The sequence below is a fragment of the Kitasatospora sp. NPDC034023 genome, assembly GCF_055575795.1.
In genome coordinates this window covers 47,213-66,281 of the sequence record NZ_JBVIRY010000013.1, presented here as the reverse complement: position 1 = coordinate 66,281, position 19,069 = coordinate 47,213, and the positions used below count along the sequence as shown (strand labels likewise).

Sequence of the window (19,069 nt, the reverse complement as noted above, 5' to 3'; positions counted from 1 at the left end):
ATGATCCTGGACAGCGGAGGCTCCCGAGGTCGAACGCGGTTCGTGGTCGGACATCACGGTAGGCACGCCCGATTGACAATCGATGAACGCGTCAGCGCCCGAGGACCGCACCACCGTTGACGCCGATGACCTGCCCGGTGACGTACCCGGCGGCCGGGGAGACGAGGTAGGCGACCGCGTCCGCCACGTCGGCGGGGGTGCCGGCCCGGCCGACCAGGGTGTCGGCGACCTTCCGGGCGTGGAACTCCTCGCTCCACCCCGAACCGAAGATCTCGGTCTCCTCGATGTAACCGGGCGCGAGCACGTTGACCGTGATCCCGTCCGGCCCCAACTGCCGAGCCAGGCCGAAGGCCCAGCCGTGCAGGGCGGCCTTCGCGGCAGCGTAGGAGCCGGCCGAGTGCGGGCCCGCGCCGCCGCGCTGGGCCGCCGCCGAGCTGATCACGACCAGCCGCCCGCCGGGGCGGCGCAGCGCGCCCTGCAGGGCGGTGGTCAGCAGCACCGCGGTGAGCAGGTTGATGTCCAGGTCGTGCCGCCAGGAGCGGGCCAGGGCGGCCAGGCCGTCGTCCTCGGGCGGGGTGATGATGGCACCCGCGTTGTTCACCAGCGCGTCCACCGGGCCGAGTTCGGTGATCCGGGCAGCCGCCGCCTCGACCGCCTCCGGGTCGGTCAGGTCGACCGCCACCGGGACGATCCGGCCCGAACCCACCGTCCACTCGATCTCCTCCCGGGCCTGCTCCAGCACGTCCGCCCGGCGCCCGATGATCACCACCCGGTGCCCGTCCCCGGCCAGCCGGGCCGCGATCGCCCGGCCGATCCCGGTGCCGCCGCCGGACACCACCGCGAGCTGTTCCCCCGTCACTTCATCCCCCTCGCACCCCTGCGCATCGCTCGGCGCGGCTCGGCCCGGGCACTTCCGCCCCTTCGGTTCCGAACCGCTCCCCGGTACCGTAGCGAGGCACACGAGCGGGCGAGCACCGGACCGCCGTTGGCGCTGCGCGATGCTCGGCGTGCTCCTGGGCCACCTGGCGCGCTGCCGGCGATCCTGGCCATCACCTTCCTGATCCACCCGCCGGACATCACCATCCCCTGGTGAGCCGCCGGAGCCCGCTACGCCGTCAACCGATCTACCAGGCTGCGCAGTTCGGCCGCACGCCACACCCGGTCGCCGAACCCGGGCAGCGTCAGGTGCAACGGCTCGGTCCAGCGCGCGGGCACCGCCGCCGAGCCGTACCGCGCCCCGGCCAGGCCGCCGGTGACGGCCGCCACGGTGTCGGTGTCGCCGCCGAGGTCGATCGCGGCCCGGAGCGCGGGCTCGAACCCGTCGGTGGTGCGCAGCGCCCAGACCGCCGAGCCCAGGCAGGGCCAGACGGCGCCGTTGGCCTCGGTGGCGCGGTCGGGGTGCCAGTCGGGGGCGAGGACGGTGGCGTAGCGCTCGCGGCTGTCGGGGTCGGCGTGGGCCAGGGCCTCGGGGATTCCGTCGAGCGGGTCGGTACCGTCGAGGGCGAGGCGGACCAGCTCGTGGAAGATCGCCGTGCCCTCCCAGGCGGCCCGGTCCCCGTGGGTGAGGGCGGCGATCCGGCGGCCGGCGTCCATGGTGGCCCGCCGACCGGCGCGGCGAAGGCCACGGCGGAGGTCGAGGCGCGCATCAGGGCGCCGTTGCCGGCGGCGCGCAGGGTGGTGTTGAAGTGGACGGCGGCGGCGAGGTCCCAGGGGAGGTCGCTTGTGAGCACGGCCTCGGTCTGGATGCCGATGTCCTTGGGGTCGGCGGCGGCCCAGCGGCGGAACCGGTCGAAGAGGTCCGGGAGGTCCAACCCGCCCTGCTCGACCAGGGATTCGGCGACAAGGACGGCCATCTGGGTGTCGTCGGTGGCCTCGCCGCGCTCCCAGCCGCCGCCGGCGACCATCTCGCCGGGGGTACCGGCAGGAAAGCGGGCGGTGTAGGCCCCGGCCGGGCCGAACTCGTACGGGGCGCCGAGGGCGTCGCCCACCGCCGCGCCGAGGACGGCCCCGGCCGCGCGGTCACGCCAGGCCGGGCCCGAGTCCGTGCCGGTGCTGGTGCCCGTGTCCGGGGTCATCAGTCCCGGCCCGGGACGATCGGCAGGCTGCGCTTGTGCTCGGTGCGGCGGTAGTGGCCGAGGATGGTGGCAAAGGCCTCCTCGCTGACCGGGCGGCCCTCCAGGAAGTCGTCCAGGGCGTCGTAGGTGACGCCGAGGGCCTCCTCGTCGGGGCGGCCGGGGGCGAGGTTCTCCAGGTCGGCGGTCGGGGTCTTCTTGACCAGCTCGGCCGGCGCCCCCAGCGCCTCGGCGATCGACCTGACCTGACCCTTCGTCAGGCCGGACAGCGGCATCACGTCGGCCGCGCCGTCGCCGTACTTGGTGAAGAAGCCGACGGCCGCCTCCGCCGCGTGGTCGGTGCCGACGACCAGGCCCCCGTTGGCGCCCGCCGCCGCGTACTGGACCACCATGCGCTGGCGGGCCTTGACGTTGCCGCGGACGAAGTCCTCCTGAGCGGGGCTGGTGAAGGCCAGGCCGGCGGTCAGCAGGGCGGACAGGGCGGCGTCGGTCGCGGGCTTGACGTCGACGGTCAGCAGCTCGTCCGGCTCGATGAAGGCGACCGCCCGCCGGGCGTCGTCCTCGTCCGCCTGCACCCCGTAGGGCAGTCGCATCGCGCAGAAGGCCGCCTGGTGGCCGTCGGCGCGCAGCCGGTCGACGGCGAGCCGGCAGAGCCGCCCGGCGGTGGTGGAGTCCACGCCGCCGCTGATGCCGAGCACCAGGGTGCGGGCGCCCGCGGCCCGGACCTGCTCGGCCAGGAACGCCACCCGGCGCTCGGCCTCCCGCAGGGGGTCGGGGACGGGCGCGACCCCGAGGGCTTGGGCGATCTCCCGCTGAAGATCGGCGGTGAGGGGCTCGGTCATTCCGACTCCTTGGGGCAGGTGACGTGGTGGGGGCCCGTCATCGTCGTCACCGGCGAGTTCAGCGAGGTGGTGGCGGTGATGAACAGGCGATCGTTCTTCGGGCGTCGTGCTGCGGACCGGTGTTGTCTGACACAACGTGCCCGCGCAGAGCGTGGCTGTTCCGGTGTCACGGCCAGTTTCCCAGCCGTCGCGGGGCCGTGGGCCTGCGCCGAGGAGCGCGACACCGGACGTCGCACCGGCGCGTCGTCACTCCGTCTCGAACTGCACGAGGTGAGCAACCTCGCGCCCGTGCGCGTCAAGGCAGGGGTGGATGCCGCCGCCCTCGCCGTTGTCCAGCAGGGCGATGACGTTCTTCCGGGCCCCCTCGTCCGGCAGAACGCACCATCCGGTACGGAACGCGTCGGGAACGGCGCGGTCGGGCATCTGAAGGGCATCCGGCCAGGACAGTCGGCAGGCGTCCTCGAAAACCGGCAGAAGGCCGCGGTCCTGGCCGCTCGCTGCGCGACGGCGAATCTCCTGCCCGGCCAGCCTCATCAGACTGCCCACCGAGGCATCGTCACTGTCCTGCGACCCGGTCAGACAGACCACGCCGCAGTGCGTCAGCACGCCGACCCCGGAGAACTCGCCGAGTTCCACCGGCGGCGCCTCGCCGAACCACAGCAGGATTCCGAGCGCCACCGGCGCCGTTTGCGAGGAAGCGTCCATCACGGCATACACAGGGTGATCGCCGGGAGGAACCTCCAGGTCGTCCGCCTCGCCCGACGTGGGGTCGTAGACGCTCGCCACACCCGATGGGACCGCAAGTTCACCCAGGTAGTGGAAGCTCCAGGAATCACGCTGTCCGCTCCTCCGCGGCCCATCCGCGAGGTGGTCAAACAATGCCTTGGCGAAATCCATCCGAGTCTCCCTCTGTCTGTCAGCTCTGTCTGTCAGGGCATCGGGCAACGCCCCTGTCCTGGCAGCCTCTCAGCCGCCGCCGACAATAGGGGGTCCTCGGCCTGGGCAGGAAGCGGCGCGGGAGGCCTCGGCGCCGAGCCTGGTCTACCCGCGGGGCATGACTGATCGTTTCACACAGCCCTTCGAAGGCGTCACGGGCAGATGATCGGGCCGGCGAGTTCAAGGAGGCCGTGGTCGAGGAACGCCCACTCAGGCCTCCGCCGCCCCGGACCCGTCCCCCTTGGTCAGCGACACCGGGCTGTGCGACGGCCCCGGGCTGTCCGACGGCCCCGGGTGCGTCAGGATGCCGAGGACCAAGCCGCCGTCCACGGTCTCCTGCGCGACCAGCAGGCTCGCCAACTCGTCCAGGTGGTGCCGGTGTTCCGTCAGCAGGCCGACGGCCCGTCGCTCGGCCTGCCGCAGCAGGGCCGCGACCGCCTCGTCCACGGCACGCTGGGTCTGCTCGGAGTACGGGCGGCGAAGCAGGTCCTCGGGGCTGTCGCCGAGGTAGTGCGGGCTGCCACTGGAGTAGCCGACCGGGCCGATCTCCGGAGAGAGGCCGAACTCGCGGACCATCCGGGTGGCCACCGAGGTGGCGTTGGCCAGGTCGTTGGCGGCGCCCGTGGAGCCCTCACCGAAGACCACCAACTCTGCTGCCCGCCCGCCGAGTTGGACGGTAAGCAGGTCGGTCAGGTAGCCCTCGCTGTAGAGGTGCCGCTCGGCCTCGGGCAGCTGCTCGGTGGCGCCGAGCGAGACGCCGGCCGGGAGGATGGTCACCTTGGCGACCGGGTCGGCGTGCTCGCACAGCGCGGCCATCAGCGCGTGCCCGGACTCGTGCACGGCGACGGCGTGCCGTTCTTCGGGCAGCAGCGCGTTGGAGGACTCCCGACGGCCGAGCAGCACACGGTCCCGGGCGGTGTCGAGGTCGTCGGCGGTGAGGGTGGCGCGCCCGGCGCGGACGGCGTTGATGGCGGCCTCGTTGACCAGGTTGGCGAGGTCGGCGCCGGAGAAGCCGGGGGTACCGCGGGCGATCCGGTCCAGGTCGGCGTCCGGGGCGAGGGTCTTGCCCTGGGTGTGCACGGCGAGGATGGCCGCCCGCTCGGCCTGGTTGGGCAGCGGCACGGTGACCTGCCGGTCGAAGCGGCCGGGGCGCAGCAGGGCCGGGTCGAGGGCGTCGGGCCGGTTGGTGGCGGCGATGACGACGATGCCGGTGGTCTGGTCGAAGCCGTCCATCTCGGCGAGCAGCTGGTTCAGGGTCTGCTCGCGCTCGTCGTTGCCGCCGATCCGGGTGCCGCCCGCCCGGCGGGCGCCGACGGCGTCGATCTCGTCGATGAAGATGATCGACGGCGCGCGTTTGCGGGCCTCGTCGAAGAGGTCGCGGACCCGGGACGCGCCGACGCCGACGAACATCTCGACGAACCCGGAGCCGGTCACGGACAGGAACGGCACCTCGGCCTCCCCCGCGACGGCCCGGGCCAGCAGGGTCTTGCCGGTGCCCGGCGGACCCACCATGATCACCCCGCGCGGCCCCTTCGCCCCGGCGGCGGCGTAGCGCTCCGGGCTTCGCAGGTAGTCGACCACCTCGCTGACCTCCTGCTTCACCCCTTCGTACCCGGCGACGTCGGCGAACCCGGTGGCCGGCCGCTCGGCCTCGATGATCTTGGCCCGGGAGCGGCCGATCGCACTCAGTCCACCGCCCAGCGACCGGGCGGCCATCCGGCCCGACCAGAGGAAGAGCCCGCCGAACAGCAGCAGCGGCAGGAACAGCAGCAGCGTGGACCAGATCGAGCTGCCGCCGGCGCGGCTGCCGGTGACGGTCACGTGCTGGTCGCTGAGCGCCCGGCTGAGCTGGGAGGTGTCCAGGGCGGTGGGGATCTGGGTGGTGAAGTGGGTGCCGTTCTTGAGCGTGCCGCTCACCCCGCCGTTGTCACTGACGTCCACCGTCTGCACCTGGCCGGTGTCGACCCGGTTCAGGAAGTCGGTGTAGCCGTAGCGGGTGCCGGGCGTGCCGGGGTTGGAGAACAGCACGAGCAGGAGCAGTGTCACCAGGACGGCGACGGGGAGCAGCCAGCGGCGCCACGAGGGCGGCGGGGGCTTGGGCGGGCCTCCTGGGCCCGGGCGCCGGCCGGGGCCCTGGCCTGATCCTGGGCCCTGGCCCGGGCCTTGGCCTTGGCCTGGGCGCGGGGTCCAGCCGGAGCCCTGACCGGAGCCCTGACTGGGGCCCGGGCCTGGGTCCGGGCCCCAGCGCGGGCCTTGACCGGGGCCGCGCTTCGCCGCTTGCCCGGAGCCGGGCCCCGGCTCGGGGTGCGGCACCGAGTGCGGCTCGGGGTGCGGCTCCGAATGCGGCTCGGAGTGCGGTGGTGTCGCGGGGTGCCAAGCAGCGCGCAGCCGGATTCGTACGATCATCCGCACTCACCGCCTCTCGGGGGCAACCGAGCCTCCGTCTCCATGGTCGGTCGCTCCGCGCCCGGATGGGACCCCGAAGGCCCGCCGTCCTCACCCCGGTCCCGGCGCCCGCCCGCTCGGGGGCGCCGGGACCGCGGCCCCCGACGGGGTCAGGAGAAGTCGAGCGAGCCCGTCCGGGTGCGCTTGAGCTCGAAGAAGTTCGGGTAGCCGGACAGCAGCCGGACGCCCTCGAAGACCCGCACGGCGTCCTCCCCGCGCGGTATCGCGGACAGCACCGGGCCGAAGAAGGCGACGCCGTCCACGTGGATGGTCGGGGTGCCGACCTCCTCGCCGACCGGGTCCATGCCCTCGTGGTGGCTCTTGCGCAGCGCGATGTCGTACTCGGTGCTGTTCGCCGCGTCGGCCAGCTCCTCGGGCAGGCCGGCCGCGACCAGGGCCTCCCGGATGACGGCGTCATCGGCGGGCCGGTCCTGGTCGTGGAAGCGGGTGCCGAGCTCGGTGTACAGGTCTCTCAGCACGTGCTGGCCGTGCTTCTCGGCGGCCGCGATGCAGACCCGGACGGGGCCCCAGCCGGTGGTCATCAGCCGCTGGTAGCGCTCGGGCAGGTCGGTACGGCCCTCGTTGAGGACCGACAGGCTCATCACCCGGAAGGTGAGGTCGAGCTCGCGGTGGCGATCGACCTCCAGGATCCACCGGGAGGTGATCCAGGCGAACGGGCAGACGGGGTCGAAGTAGAAGTCGACCTTGGTGGCCTTCGTCGAGGTGTCGGTCGCGTTGGCAGTCACGGTGGCGGTCGCGTTGTCGGTCGCGTTGTCGGTCGCACTGTTCGTCATGGTGTTCGTCACGTCGACGAGCCTAACGGTCAAGTGGACCGCCCGACAGAGCCAATCTTCCCCGTTTCCATTGGGCCACTTCGGAACGCGACCCGCTCTCAGCTGCAGGTCGTCCCATCCGCCGGCACCGTGCCGTCCAACAGGTAGGCGTCCACGGTCTGCTTCAGGCAGGGGTTGCCGGTGTTGTAGCCGCCGTGCCCCTCTCCCTGCAGCGTGACGGTAACGCCGACGCCCGCACCGAGCTGCTGCGCCATCGCGTGTGCTCCCTCGACCGGGGTGGCCGGGTCGCCGGTGGTGCCGACCACCAGGATCGGCGCCGCGCCCGCGGCGGCGACCTCCGGGTGGTCACCCTTGCCCGGGACGGGCCAGCCGGTGCAGCCGGTCAGGCCCCAGGCAGTGTAGGCGCCGAACACCGGGGAGGCGGCCTGGAACTGCGGCAGTTGCTGCTGGACGTCCTGGTCGGAGTACCGCTGCCGCGCGTCCACGCAGCTGATCGCCCGGTTCGCGGCGTTCAGGTTGCTGTAGTGCCCCTGCGCGTCGCGCCCGTTCAGCCCGTCGGCGAGCTGGAGCAGCGTGGTGCCCGTGCCCTGCTCCATCGCCTCGGTGAGGCCGGCGGCCAGCACGGGCCAGGTCTCCTGGCTGTAGAGGGCACCGGCGATGCCGGTGACCGCCTGGGTCTCGGTGAGCTGCCGCCCGTCCTTCGTGGGCAGCGGCGACTGCTCCAGCTTCTGCACCAGGGCGGCGACCTTCGCGGTGCCCTCGTCGCCGCCGGCGCCGGTCGGGCAGGAGGTGCCGGCCTGTGTGGCGCAGGCCTTCATGAAGTCGTCGAGGGCGAGTTGGAAGCCCTGGGCCTGGCCGAGCGCGGACTGCTGCGGGTCCTTGGTCGGATCGACGACCGAGTCCAGCACGAGCCGTCCGACCTGCTGCGGGAACAGGTGCGCGTACACGCCACCGAGCTGGGTGCCGTAGCTGATGCCGAAGTAGGAGAGCTTCTGGTCGCCCAGCACCTGCCGCATGAGGTCCATGTCCCGGGCGGCGCTCTCGGTGTCCACGTACGGCAGCACCGCACCCGAGTTGTGCTCGCAGGCGGCGACGAACCGGGCGTTGGTGTCGTCCAGGGACTTCACGGCGGCCGGGTTGTCCGGGGTGCTGTCGACGGCGGCGGTGGCGTCCATCGCCTGGTCGTCCAGGCACTCCACCCCGGCGCTGGCACCGACCCCGCGCGGATCGAAACTCACCAGGTCGTAGCGGGTGTTGAGGGAGGTGTAGAGCGGGGCGAAAGCCGGCAGGGCGGCCACGCCGGAGGCGCCGGGGCCACCGAAGTTGAAGAGCAGCGAGCCGATCCGGTGCTGCTCGTCCTTGGCCTTGCTGCGGATCAGCGCGAGGTCGATCGTCGCGCCGTCCGGCTTGCCGTGGTCCAGCGGCGCCTTGAGGGTGGCGCACTGCCAGTCGGCGGCGGGCGCGGTGCCGCTGCCCTGGGCGGTGTTGGGCGCGGGGCAGGCATGCCAGTTCAGCTTCTGGGCGCCCACCCCGGTGGCGATCGCGGTGGTGCCGGAGGCCGAGGAGGTGCCGGTAGCCGGGGAGGTGCCGGAGGCCGGGGAGGTGGGCGCGGGCTCGGCGGCGGACGAACCGTCGCCCTGGCAGCCGGTGGCGGCGGTGAGCAGCAGCGCGGTCAGGCCGAGCGCTCCGGCGCCACGGACGACGGTGTACATGGGGCGGGTCCACCTCTCGGGTCGGCCGGTCACCCCGGCGTGCGGCGGGCGCGTGGCGGGGACGGCGTACGCCCGGCGCGCGGCCCGGTCGACGCACCACAGACCCTAGGCGCCGAGACCCCCCGCTGCCTGCCGGAAACCTCCGGACGGGCGGCGCGTGCCGCCCGCCCTGCCACCGGCCACCCGGGTGAGGGTTCAACCGGCCCGCCCGGTGGCACCCTTACCGCCGTCCGCCCGCACCGGGCGCCGAAACCGTGCCACGGAGGGCGAGTTGATCAACGACACCACCGCACGCGACGAGAGCGGCCACGCCGGCTACGACAGCGTGGACGCCGACGGGCCGGAGGGCCGGCGGGGCGAGCGGCCCGATTCCCGCACCGGAGACTGGGGCGTGATCGACGCCGTCCACCGCCACCTCCCCGAACACCGGGCAGGCATCGGGCAACCGCTGCTGCCGCTCCAGCTGATCAAGATCCAGCGGGCGGGCGGACCGGGCGTTCGGCGAGCAGTTCGCCGCTGTCCGGGTCGTAGAGTTCGACGGTGCAGCGGTGGCCGATCCGGCCGAAGGTCTCGATCAACTCGGTGACCCCGCCGATCGCGATCTCGCCCGTGAAGACCACCGGGTCCAGCGGGAGCACCGACAACCGGGCGTACGTGTGCTCGGCCTCGAACTCCGTCCAGGACTGCTTGCGCACCCGCCAGCCCCACCCGAAGAGGATCTCCGCCACCTGCTGGGCATCACACGCGGTCGGCACCGAACCACTGATCTCGACAACGGGCTCCCGGCCGCCGAACACCGGTCCGACGCCCCAGCCCGACGAGAATTCCATGGCCGCAGCTTAGGGCCGGAGGCGCACCGCCGGAACATCCGGTTGCCGGTCGCCCCGCGCCCGCGACATGAGCCGCGCTCATGAGGTGGCCGGCGCTCGTCGCATGAGCGGAACTCATCGCATGAGCCGCACTCACCGCATGAGCGGAACTCATCGCATGCGCGGAACTCATCGCAGACGACTTCTCCCTGACCCACGTCATCGCCGACCCTTCCTCGGCCCGCCCCCGCCATGTGTCAAAGGCCCATGGCCCGGGGCGACATGTCGACCCGCACACCGCGGCTCACCCTGCAGTGGTCGGCTCGGTCGTGATCGCGCGCGCCCAGGTCGCCGCCGTCTCGGCCGCGTGGGCGGCGGCCCGGGCCGGAGTGATGCCGGTGCAGAAGACGTGCCCGGCCGCCGTCAGGCTGCTCAGCGGGCCGTCGACCACCGTGCCGGGCCGGACCAGGGCGATCGCGTCCGTCACGTGGGGCAGGGCGCGGATCTCCTCCGCGTCGAGCATGCCGGTGATCCGTCTCCCCGGTGCGGCCGGGACCGCCGCCCAGGCCACCGGGCGGCCGGTGCGCCAGGGGATCGACGGCGGTCGGCCCTGGGCCAGGTCGGCCAGGAGGGCGGCGACGTCGATGCCGTGCTGCAGGCGCAGCAGGTGGGGGATCATGTTGCCGCCCGGGCGCAGGCCGATCTCGCCGAGGTACCAGGCTCCGGTGGTGTCCCGCAGGACCTCCACGTGCGCGAACCCGGTGACGAGGCCCAGGGCGTCGGCGGCGGCCCGCGCCAACTCCCGGACGCGCGCGGCCTCCTCGCCGTCGGAGTCGTCCATCAGCACCGAGCCGATCGCGGGTGCCGCGCCGTCGCCGTCACCGGTTCCCAGCAGCGGGGCCGGGTACCGGCCGGGCAGGCAGTACAGTTCGCGGCTCTCGTGCCGGAGCAGCTCGCAGTGGTACTCGGCCGCGACCGGGACGGCCCGTTCGACCAGGATCCCGCCGGGGGCCCGGTCCAGCCCCCGGCCGACGGCGGAGGCCGCGAAGCCCGCCGGGAGCCCGGCGAGCGGTCCGAAGGCCCGGCGGGCGTGGAGTTCGGCGAGGTGCTCGCGGCTGCGTACGAGGTGGGTGTGCAGGGTGGCGAAGCCGTACCGGTGTTTGGCCACGACGGGCCAGCCGAGTGCGTCACCGGCCGCGGCGATGTCCTCCGGGGTGCCCGCCCGCAGGTTGTCCGCCACCGGGACGCCGGCCGCTGCGAGTGCCCGCTTCATGACCGCCTTGTCGGTCGCCGCTACCGCCGAGGCGAGCGACTGCCCGGGAAGGCCCAGGAACGCCCTGAGGACGGCGGCCGCGCGGAGGCAGCACTCGTCCCCGGTGGACACCGACGCGATTCCTTGTGGTTCCAATTCCCGCGCGAGCAGGGCCAGTCGGGTGTAGTCGTCCCAGTCCTCGACGGCGCACAGCCCGTACCGGGCGGAGTCGGAGCGGTTCGCCAGCTCGGCGGCCGGAATGACGGCCAGCACCCGCTGGCCCCGGTCCACGAGCGCGTTCTCCAGGGAGGGATCGATGGTGGACAACACCACGTGCATGGCGGATTCCTTCTGCGCGGAGCCTCCTCACAGTTCAGCAGAGAGGTAACTGACCCTGCCAATCGGCAGGGTCTCACCGAGAATTCCGGCCCGGGAACCTCCCGATCGGCACATGTGCGAAGACGGGCAGGGCGCAAGGATGACAGTCATCGGAGCCCCGCCGTGGGGCCCGGGAAGGAGCCCGGCCATGACGGTGATGTCCATCCTGTTCGCGGTAATCACAGTAATCACAGTGATCGCGGTGCTCGCGGTGCTCGCGCTGTCCGCCGGGTTCACCGCCCCCGTCGCCGCGAGCGCCCGCGCCTCACCACGGCTCCATCCCCGGTGTGCCCCGGACGGCGTACGCCCGCAGGCGCAGCCCGTCGAAGGCGGCCCGGGGCAGGCTCAACCCGAAGCCCCGCTCGACGGCGCCGAGGGTGCGGCGGCGGGCGGCCTCGGCGCCGGCGCGGGCGCCGCCTGCCCCGTCGACACCGGCGGGGGTGACACCGTCCGCTTCCAGGACCCTCGCGGCGACCAGGTCCGGCACCAGCAGGTCGGGCTCCTGGCCCCAGCGCCAGCGTTCCTCGCCGAGGCCGAAGCCGCACAGCACGGCGCCGTCCCGGGCGTAGTCGAGCAGTGCCGGCGGCTGCTCCGGCATCGGGCGGAAGTGGACGACCTCGACACCGTCGCGCGCTATCTCGGTGAGCAGTTCGCCGCCGGTGGAGTCGCCGTACTCGATCGCGAACGACCAGCCGCCGCACTCGCCGACCCGGATCACACCGTCGCTGTCGTCGCCGGGGCGGTAGACGTCGATGTCCAGGGCCCGGATCTCGGTGCCGCTGATCGGCGCGGTCCCGGCAGTAGGGTCGGCGCCCATCCGGCGGGCGAGTTCCTCCGGCGGGATCCCCCGGGCGAACACCACACCGCCGACCTCACCGTCCGCGTCGGGCCTTCCTGTTCCGGGCAGGCCGGTGCCCGGCCGACCGAATTCCGCGAGCCACTGGATGCCGTCGCCGTCCTTCCCGGCTCCCTCGCGCGTTCCGTCGGTCATACCGCCCTCCCCTCGCGCCGGCCTGCGGTGGCCGGGCGCGCCGGTGGGCACCCTAACCGACGCCGCCGACGGCCGGAGCCCGGTCGTCGGATCGGTGCCGGAACCGGCCCTGTCCGGGCTGTCACGCGCCCCCGACCGAACGAACGAAGGCCGAACGAAAGCCGGACGGACACCACACGGAGGCCGGACGGACACCGAATGGAGGCCGGACGGAGGCCGGACGGACACCGGCCGGAGGATGGTCCGGAGCGGAACTCGCCCGGCTCAGGCGGCCGCTCCCCCGCCTCGTCGGCGCCGACTGGTTCACCCGCCGACGGGTCCACCCGCCGACCGGTTCCGCCGGAGTTTCACTCGGATCCGTGGGGCCGTTCCTGGCCGGCCACGGCCTCGAACAGCAGTTTCGCGGCCACCGTCGCCCCGTCGGTGCGGATGGTGCCGGCCACGGTCTCCGCGTGTGCGCGGGTCTCGGGCGCCAGGGCCGTGGCGAGCACGGCGGACAGGGAGTCGACGGTCGGCGCGGGGTCGAGGTGGGCCGCGCCGATGCCCAACTCGGCCACGCGGGTTGCCCAGTACGGCTGGTCCGCGATCCGGGGGACGACCACCTGGGGCGCGCCGGCCCGGGCCGCCGCCGTGGTGGTGCCCGCCCCACCGTGGTGGACGACGGCGGCCACGCGGCGGAACAGCGCCTGCTGGTTGACCTCGCCGACGACCAGGCAGTCGTCCCGGTCGTCGACCGGGGCCAGCCCTGCCCAGCCGCGGGCGAGGACCACCCGACGGCCGTGGGTGCGGGCCGCTTCGATCGCGACCCGAGCGATGCCTTCCGGGGCGTGCGCGGCCATGCTGCCGAAGCCCACGTACACGGGTGGTTCACCGGCTGCCAGGAAGGTCTCCAGGTCGGCCGGCAGCGGACGGTCGTCGGGCAGGATCCACGCGCCGGTCTGCACCGGGTCGAGCTCCGTCATGCCCTGCGACGGGCAGAGCCCGGGGTCCGCCGCCAGCCACGGCCGGTCGGTGACGACGTGGTCGCGGACGTTGTCGACCGGTGGAAGGCCGAGCGACGCACGGTGGCGGTTGAGGGCCCCGCCGTACAGCGCGTTCACCCGCTGGGCGTCCTGTTCCCACAGCACCCGGTGGTCGGTCTCGTCCTGCGGGGAGGGTGTGCCCGGCCGTGCCCCTGGCCGGAAGTGCCGCGACGGCAGTCCGAGGGTGTGGAAGCACGCGAGCACGTAGCGAATGCCGAGGTACTCGGCCACGTCCCGCGCACCGGCCGGCATCAGGCCGGTCGCCAGGAGCACGTCGCATCCCTCGGCCGTCGCGGTGAGTGTGTCGAACCGCGCGGCGACCAGCTCGGGGGCGAGCCGGAAGGCGTCCTGCGCCGTCGGCGGCTTCGGACCGGCGACCACCGAGCGCACCGTCGGGCCGAGTGGCACCAGCGGCATTCCGATCCGTGCCAGCAGGTCCACGAACTCCTCGTCCGGCGGCGCGCACACCCGCACGTCCGCACCGAGCCCCTGCAGCGCCGCCGCCAGGGCCGCCAGCGGTTCGACATCTCCGCGCGATCCCCATGTCGTCAACAACACGCGCATTTCACGACTCCCGTTTTCGCAGGTCATGGCCTTTCGACCATCGATTCTGCGGGGTGACCGGGGCCTTGCCGCAAGCCCCCGCGTGCGCTATAGCTTGGTAGTGGCAGGGAGTGCGATCTCCCTGCCGTTTCCTTTTCGGCCGGCCCCGCCCCTCGTCACACGCGACGGCGCATCAGCAGGGCGTACGCGGCAGCCGCCACCACCATGCCCACCGGCAGGGCCAGGTCGACGCCGGTCAGGGCGGCCACCGGGCCGGTGTAGAGGGTGTCGACGCAGAGGGCCGCGCTCGCCACGCCGCCGGCGAGGGCGAGGGCGCCGGCGGGGTTGAAGCCCGCCCGGTACCAGAAGCGGCTGCCGGGCGTCTCGTCGCCCAGGGCGTGGCCGTCGTAGCGGTTGCGGCGCAGCAGGATGTCGGCGGCGTAGATCGCGGTGCTGGGACCGAGCAGGACGACGGTCAGTTGGAGGACGTTGCTGACGGTGTCGAGGAAGTTGGAGACCAGCAGCGCGTAGAGGGTCAGCGCGACCGCGACCGCGCCGTCCACCAGCACGCTGAGGGTGCGGCGGATGCGGATGCCGACGGCTTGGAGGGCGAGGCCGGCGCTGTAGGCGGTGAGGGCGTTGACCGCGATGGTGCCGACGACCAGGGCGAGCAGGAAGACCGGGTTGAACCAGCCGGGCAGGATCTTCTGCAGGGCGGCCTGCGGGTCGGTCATGTCGACGGCGGTGGCGCCGAGCACCCCGAGCCCGCCGACCGCGACGCTGGGCAGGAAGCCGCCGAGGGCCGTCCAGCCGAGGACGGCGCGCGGGCACCCGGGGGTTACCCCCCGGCTCGACTCGGCGGAATCCCTCAGCGCGCCAACGCTCCTCGATGATCGACGATTCGTCTACCGGCGTTCGCCGGCGAACGACTCCACCGATCTCGAGGAGCAGCCGAGAATGACCGCACGCGGCACGCACATCGGCCGACGGTCCCTGTTGGCCGCCACGGCAGCCATGGCGACCACCGCCCTGTTCGCCCCGGCCACCGTGGCGGCTGCGGACCAGCCGCCGGACCGGTCGGCGGACCGGGCGGCGGACGCAGCGCAGCGTCAATCCTCTGCCGTGGTGAGGGAGTTGGACGCCATCGCCCACCCGCTGCGAAGCACCGAGGCCGGCGGCCGGGACACCGACCTGCGGGCGCTGGGCGCCGTGATCGGCGACGCCACGGTGGTGGGGCTCGGCGAGGCCACGCACGGCACCCACGAGTTCTTCACCATGAAGCAGCGCGTCCTGCGCTACCTCGTCGAGGAGAAGGGCTTCACCGCCTTCGCGTTGGAGACCAGCTGGTCCTCGGGCCTGCGCGTCGACGACTACGTCCAGGGCCGCACCGGCGGCGACGCCCGGCGACTCGTCCAGGAGACGATGGGCGGATCCCCGTGGGATCGGCAGGAGTTCGCCGACCTGATCGACTGGATGCGCTCCCACAACCGCGAACACCCCGGGCGCCCGGTCCACTTCGTCGGCGACGACCTGGACTTCCCCTCGATCGGCGACCAGCTCTTCGACCGGGTGACCGGCTACGTCCGGGACGCGGCGCCCGAGTCGCTGCCCCGCCTGGAGCAGCTGTACGCCGGCCTGCGCCCGTTCGACGACGCCGTCACGTACCTGACCACGACGCCGCTCGCCGAGCGGCGGACCAATGCCGCAGTGGCGCAGCGGACGCTGGAGCTGGTCACCGCGGCCGAGGGCGGGGGCGGCGAGGCGTACGAGTGGGCGCTGCAGAACGCCCGCAGCATCGCTCAGACCTTCGCCTTCACCGCCGTGGACCTCGACGACCCGGCCGACCTGGCCGAGAAGGAGCACTTCCGCGACCGGGCCATGACCGACAACGCCCTGTGGTGGCAGCGCCGCACCGGCAGCAGGATGCTGCTCTCGGCGCACAACGGCCACGTCGGGTACCGGTCCAGCGACCCCGTGCTGTACCCCAGGACCCAGGGCTCCTACCTGCGCGACGCCCTGGGAGCGGGCTACCTCTCCATCGGCTTCACCTTCGACCGCGGCTCCTTCCTCACCAAGGACGCGCCCTTCGCGCCCGCGTGGAAGAAGGTGACCGTTCCGCCGGCCACCGCCGACATGAACGAGTACACCCTCGACCGGGTGCGCCACCGCGACTACTACGTCGACCTGCGCTCCGCCCCGCCGGCCACCCGCGCCTGGCTGGGCACCGCCCGTCCGACCTATGACGCCGGTACGGAGTTCCGCGACGACCCGCTCCCCCGCCTCGCGATCGGCCCGACCTACGACGCGCTGATCCACCTCCACGCGACCACGGAGGCCCGCCCGACCACGGAGGCCCGCAGCCTCTGAGCTCCGGGAATCGCGGGAATCAGGGGCTCGGGGCCGTCCTTGAGCCCGCAGGCCGAGCAGACCTGGGACGAGAACCTACCCGCAGGCGCTGACAACGCCCCACACCCCGGGCGCGGCAGGACAGTCGTCACGGCCTTGCACGTCGACTCGGTCCTCGTGACCAGGTACCGGCGAGGAGTGTTCAGCTTGAAGTGGCGTGTCCTCCCGGCACCTTCGACAAGCAGTACATCGAACAGCAGCAGCGACCCACGTAACGCTCCACACCGACGGACCGTACGGGCCGTCCCGGCCCTGGAGGGCCGGGCCCGCGCCCACGCTCACCTGTCAGAGGCCACTGCTAGCGTACCCCTCCGTCAGCACAAGATCGCGGACGAATGACCGCACCACCGACGAGGAGACAGCAGCACATGGTGGAAGTGACGCGCCACACGGTGGTCCACCAGCGGATCCGGGACGCTCTGGGGGACGTCCGTGGCCGGGTCCTCGGCCACTGGTACGACATCGAGGACGAACTGACCATCAAGTCCGTCCGCGCGATGGGCGACGAGCTGCTCGACCACCTCGGCGCCCTCACCCTGGAGGATCCGGCGCTGGCCGGCGCCGACGCCCGCGCGGCCCTGCGGACGGCGGCCGAGTGCGCCCTCGGCGTGCTCCAGCTCGGCTGCTTCCCCCGGGGCGACTTCCAGGTCCCCTTCCCGTACATCGGGGAGACGCTGGACAGCGACGACATCAGCTTCGGTGCCACCGTGGACTTCGCGCCCAAGGCGGGCACCTGGGTGGAAGCCTTCGCGATGTGCGTGATCAGCGGCCTGATCCGGGACGAGGACCGGATGTTCGGGCCGCTGCTGACGGAGGACTACGCGCCCTCGATCCACGACCGGCTGCCGTTCTCGGACCGCACCTCCGTCTCCGACCCGGCGAGCCTCGCCGAGATGGACGCGCTCTGCGCCTACCTCGGTGTCGTGGAGACGCGACACTCGCAGCGGGTCGCCCCCGCCCCGCTGCGCAAGCCGGACACCGCGGAGCGCGCGGCGGCCGCCCGGGCCCTGGAGGCCGCGGGCGAGTCCTGGGCGACCGGGTTGAGCCCCGACCAGCAGCTGCTGCGGGTCCTGCTGGACGACGACCGGTCGGCCTTCGAGGAGGCGCTCACCGCCCGCCTCGCCCAACACCGCAACAGCACGCCCGCGACGGCCTGGCCCCGCACCCTGCTCCCGGTCGTCCCGATCGCCCTCGCCGCGCTCGCCGTCCAGGTCCACGGATGGGAGCTCGGCATAACCTCCGGCTACCTCCCGGCCACGCTGATCAACGCGGGCTGAACCAGCCCCCCGGCGGGCACGGTGCCGGACAGGGTGGTCATGGGGGTGCTCGCTCTCCTCCGCTCGGGGCCCGATCGGGGCTCGGTCGGGGCTCGGTCGGCGCATCGTCGGCGCATCAGGACGTGGACGGCGTTGCCCGACAGGCAAAACATCCCACCTTTACCTCAACAGTCTGTTTATCATCTCCGGGTCCCTGCCCCCATCCGGAGCACTCACACATGTCCATGCCACCGCCCGTCGCCACGCCCAGACCGCACCCGCTGCACGCCCTGCGGGCCACCGTCTTCGCCATCGGCGCCCTGCTCCTGCTCGTCGCGGTCGGCGTCCTGCTCCACCAACCGCTACTGATCCCCCCGTTGGCGGCCAGCGCGGCGCTGGTGCACGGCGCGCCCGGCCTGCCGATCTCGCAGCCGCGCAACCTGGTCGGCGGTCAGCTGATGTCGGCTCTGATCGGCTTCGCCACCCTCGCCGTCACCGGCAGCACCGCCTGGGGCGCGGCCATCGCCGCCGGACTCTCGCTGGGCGCGATGATGCTCACCCACCTCTCGCACTCTCCGGCGGTTGCCACCGCCGTGATCGTGGTCCTCCAGGCGCCGCATCCCGTGCCGTTCCTTCCGCTGCTCGCGCTGGCCGCCGGGCTCCTGGTCCTCATCGGCCTGCTGCCCGGCCGGATCGGCGGGCACCCGGTCCGGTACCCGCTGTCCTGGTGACCGCGTACGAACCCGCGGCGCCGCACGGGCGCCCGGGTGGCCGGGTGGCCGGGTGGCCGACTGAGGGCCGACGGCTCGCGCCGGCCCCCGCTGGTCCGACCGACCTAATCCCCCTGCTCGGCCAGCGACTTGAGGCCTTCGATGGTGGCCGTCATGCCCTTGCGCAGTTCGCCGAGTCGGAACTCGACGATCTTCTCCTCGGCCTCCGGCTTGGCCTCGATGTAGGAGCTGAGGCCGCTGCGGCCCGGGCCGATCTCCACCGACTGGCGCAGCCGGGTGCCGCCGTTCTCGGGGGTGAGGTCGAAACGCCACCGCGCCAGCGAGCCGGTCACCTCGGACACCGGCTCGCCGTAGCGACCGTCCGCGTCCATCACGGCCCAGGCGAAGGTGCGGGCGTCGGCCGGGTCCGTCGCGTCCGCGGTCGCGACCGGGTCGGTCAGCTCGATCACCTCGGAGACCGTCCGCCAGTCGGGCATGTTCGCGCGGTGGTTGTGGCCCTCGAAGCGGGCGCCCGGCGCGGGGCGGTCCGCGCCGTCCAGCCAGGCGACGCGGTGGAGCTCCGGGCTGAGCCGGGTGGGCAGGGCAATGTCGGTCACCAGCTCCCACACCCGTTCGACCGGTGCCTCGACGAACACCTCACAGTGCGCACCCGGACCGTCGGCGTACCGCATGACCGTTCCCCCTTCTGTTGCACGTCACGTGTCTTGTTGCATCAATGTGCATCCATGCGGGTCGACACCCGCCCGCGCCCCCGCCTCTTGCGTCCGGAACGCCGCGAAGGCAGCGGGCGGGTTGCCGCCCTGGGCCCGGAAACGATGATCGACCCGCCGAACACCCAAGTCAATCCACCGGTTTGCTGGGACGCCTCCAAGCGATACCT

General features: G+C 73.1%; 14 protein-coding genes and 2 pseudogenes. 3 read left to right on the top strand and 13 right to left on the bottom strand.

The window, feature by feature from the left end; all coding sequences use genetic code 11:
* Positions 1–91: 91 nt before the first annotated feature.
* The 12 genes and pseudogenes from ACZ52R_RS18895 to ACZ52R_RS18840 all read right to left on the bottom strand — a co-directional run.
* Positions 92–859 (bottom strand): SDR family NAD(P)-dependent oxidoreductase, encoded by a 768-nt coding sequence (locus ACZ52R_RS18895; RefSeq protein ID WP_465624813.1) that lies wholly within the window; start codon positions 857–859, stop codon positions 92–94.
* A gap of 248 nt (positions 860–1,107) precedes the next feature.
* Positions 1,108–2,075: pseudogene (locus ACZ52R_RS18890) on the bottom strand (ADP-ribosylglycohydrolase family protein).
* Positions 2,075–2,914 carry an ammonia-dependent NAD(+) synthetase gene (gene nadE, locus ACZ52R_RS18885; RefSeq protein ID WP_465624811.1) on the bottom strand — a complete coding sequence of 280 codons (840 nt, stop codon included), beginning with the start codon at positions 2,912–2,914 and terminating at the stop codon, positions 2,075–2,077. The pseudogene ACZ52R_RS18890 and the gene nadE overlap by 1 nt, the downstream one beginning before the upstream one ends.
* Before the next feature lie 246 nt (positions 2,915–3,160).
* Positions 3,161–3,811 (bottom strand): hypothetical protein, encoded by a 651-nt coding sequence (locus tag ACZ52R_RS18880; RefSeq protein ID WP_465663912.1) that lies wholly within the window; start codon positions 3,809–3,811, stop codon positions 3,161–3,163.
* A gap of 249 nt (positions 3,812–4,060) precedes the next feature.
* Complete coding sequence (gene ftsH / locus ACZ52R_RS18875; RefSeq protein WP_465624807.1) at positions 4,061–5,896, bottom strand: ATP-dependent zinc metalloprotease FtsH; 1,836 nt, start codon at positions 5,894–5,896, stop codon at positions 4,061–4,063.
* 509 nt (positions 5,897–6,405) lie between these two features.
* A complete protein-coding gene (locus ACZ52R_RS18870) occupies positions 6,406–7,089 on the bottom strand; it encodes a mycothiol-dependent nitroreductase Rv2466c family protein (RefSeq protein WP_465624833.1) in 684 nt (227 codons plus the stop codon).
* Between the two features lie 98 nt (positions 7,090–7,187).
* Complete coding sequence (locus ACZ52R_RS18865; RefSeq protein WP_465753763.1) at positions 7,188–8,801, bottom strand: alpha/beta hydrolase; 1,614 nt, start codon at positions 8,799–8,801, stop codon at positions 7,188–7,190.
* Positions 8,802–9,268: 467 nt separating this feature from the next.
* A complete protein-coding gene (locus ACZ52R_RS18860; protein WP_465624803.1) occupies positions 9,269–9,631 on the bottom strand; it encodes a hypothetical protein in 363 nt (120 codons plus the stop codon).
* Positions 9,632–9,914: 283 nt separating this feature from the next.
* Entirely contained in the window at positions 9,915–11,201 is a 1,287-nt protein-coding gene (locus ACZ52R_RS18855; protein ID WP_465753762.1) for a hypothetical protein, read from the bottom strand.
* Between the two features lie 304 nt (positions 11,202–11,505).
* Positions 11,506–12,231, bottom strand: coding sequence for a DUF6461 domain-containing protein (locus ACZ52R_RS18850; RefSeq protein ID WP_465753761.1), 726 nt, complete (start codon positions 12,229–12,231; stop codon positions 11,506–11,508).
* A gap of 347 nt (positions 12,232–12,578) precedes the next feature.
* Entirely contained in the window at positions 12,579–13,817 is a 1,239-nt protein-coding gene (locus ACZ52R_RS18845; RefSeq protein WP_465753760.1) for a glycosyltransferase, read from the bottom strand.
* 155 nt (positions 13,818–13,972) lie between these two features.
* Positions 13,973–14,620: pseudogene (locus ACZ52R_RS18840) on the bottom strand (cytosine permease); the annotation flags it as partial.
* 133 nt (positions 14,621–14,753) lie between these two features.
* Here ACZ52R_RS18840 and ACZ52R_RS18835 point away from each other — a divergent pair.
* From ACZ52R_RS18835 to ACZ52R_RS18825, 3 genes are all read left to right on the top strand, one after another.
* On the top strand, positions 14,754–16,163 hold the full coding sequence (locus tag ACZ52R_RS18835) for an erythromycin esterase family protein (protein ID WP_465663905.1): 1,410 nt from the start codon (positions 14,754–14,756) through the stop codon (positions 16,161–16,163).
* Positions 16,164–16,570: 407 nt separating this feature from the next.
* Positions 16,571–17,479 carry an immunity 49 family protein gene (locus ACZ52R_RS18830; protein WP_465624792.1) on the top strand — a complete coding sequence of 303 codons (909 nt, stop codon included), beginning with the start codon at positions 16,571–16,573 and terminating at the stop codon, positions 17,477–17,479.
* Between the two features lie 218 nt (positions 17,480–17,697).
* The gene (locus tag ACZ52R_RS18825) at positions 17,698–18,189 is read left to right on the top strand and encodes an HPP family protein (RefSeq protein ID WP_465624790.1); all 492 of its coding nucleotides are present in this window, start codon (positions 17,698–17,700) and stop codon (positions 18,187–18,189) included.
* Positions 18,190–18,293: 104 nt separating this feature from the next.
* On the opposite strand, the gene ACZ52R_RS18820 is transcribed toward ACZ52R_RS18825, so the two are convergent.
* Positions 18,294–18,860 carry an SRPBCC family protein gene (locus ACZ52R_RS18820; protein ID WP_465624788.1) on the bottom strand — a complete coding sequence of 189 codons (567 nt, stop codon included), beginning with the start codon at positions 18,858–18,860 and terminating at the stop codon, positions 18,294–18,296.
* Positions 18,861–19,069: the final 209 nt, after the last annotated feature.

Bases quoted from the DNA above. Each gene is read 5' to 3' on its own strand.
- nadE (WP_465624811.1), bottom strand. From the start codon at position 2,914: ATGACCGAGCCCCTCACCGCCGATCTTCAGCGGGAGATCGCCCAAGCC.
- ACZ52R_RS18880 (WP_465663912.1), bottom strand. From the start codon at position 3,811: ATGGATTTCGCCAAGGCATTGTTTGACCACCTCGCGGATGGGCCGCGG.
- ACZ52R_RS18870 (WP_465624833.1), bottom strand. From the start codon at position 7,089: ATGACGAACAGTGCGACCGACAACGCGACCGACAACGCGACCGCCACC.
- ACZ52R_RS18865 (WP_465753763.1), bottom strand. From the start codon at position 8,801: ATGTACACCGTCGTCCGTGGCGCCGGAGCGCTCGGCCTGACCGCGCTG.
- ACZ52R_RS18860 (WP_465624803.1), bottom strand. From the start codon at position 9,631: ATGGAATTCTCGTCGGGCTGGGGCGTCGGACCGGTGTTCGGCGGCCGG.
- ACZ52R_RS18855 (WP_465753762.1), bottom strand. From the start codon at position 11,201: ATGCACGTGGTGTTGTCCACCATCGATCCCTCCCTGGAGAACGCGCTC.
- ACZ52R_RS18850 (WP_465753761.1), bottom strand. From the start codon at position 12,231: ATGACCGACGGAACGCGCGAGGGAGCCGGGAAGGACGGCGACGGCATC.
- ACZ52R_RS18845 (WP_465753760.1), bottom strand. From the start codon at position 13,817: ATGCGCGTGTTGTTGACGACATGGGGATCGCGCGGAGATGTCGAACCG.
- ACZ52R_RS18835 (WP_465663905.1), top strand. From the start codon at position 14,754: ATGACCGCACGCGGCACGCACATCGGCCGACGGTCCCTGTTGGCCGCC.
- ACZ52R_RS18830 (WP_465624792.1), top strand. From the start codon at position 16,571: ATGGTGGAAGTGACGCGCCACACGGTGGTCCACCAGCGGATCCGGGAC.
- ACZ52R_RS18825 (WP_465624790.1), top strand. From the start codon at position 17,698: ATGTCCATGCCACCGCCCGTCGCCACGCCCAGACCGCACCCGCTGCAC.
- ACZ52R_RS18820 (WP_465624788.1), bottom strand. From the start codon at position 18,860: ATGCGGTACGCCGACGGTCCGGGTGCGCACTGTGAGGTGTTCGTCGAG.